1 protein-coding gene is annotated in these 623 nt (G+C 50.9%); it reads right to left on the minus strand.

Translation table 11 applies throughout. From position 1 onward, the window contains the following. Positions 1–623 (minus strand): zinc-binding dehydrogenase (locus ACWHAR_RS28855; RefSeq protein WP_452088672.1); only part of this gene is annotated, 623 nt, incomplete at both ends.

Here is a 623-nt window from a genome sequence, read left to right on the forward strand (position 1 = left end):
TATTTCCATAAAAGGCATGATCTCAGTGACAAAAGCCCGGGCTATTTCAGGGTTTTCATTCAAAAATTGAATGACGCCGGGAAATTGATTGACGCTGTGTTTTGTTCCATAAATTTCAATATCTTTCTTTGTGAGAAGAAGACCCGGAATCGTCACATTCCTCCCCGTTAAGCCGACAATGACAATGCGCCCGGCGGCGGCCGCCAAACGAACGGATTGCTCAATCGTCGCGGGAATCCCGGCCGCTTCGAACACAATCCCCGCTCCTTCTCCGCCTGTCAGCTTCAGAATCATTTGCTCTGCATCCTCTTCACCAGGCTGAATAACGGCATCCGCCCCGAATGCCTCGGCAAGCTCAAGCCTTTCCCTTACAGGATCGACAGCGATCACACGAACGTCGAAGCGCTTTTTTACCTGCGCCAAAATCGTTAACCCGATCGGACCCATTCCCAATATGACAATCGTTTCGCCTGTTTGAATATCTGCCCGCCGAACCGCCTGCGCTCCGATTGAAAACGGCTCGCACAAAGCAGCGGTTGCAAAATCCATTTGCTCAGGAATCGGATGGACATGCGTTTCTGGAACAATGATAAAATCAGCGAACCCTCCTCTGCGAACCGACC

It is taken from the genome of Bacillus sp. LR--39 (assembly GCF_053613335.1).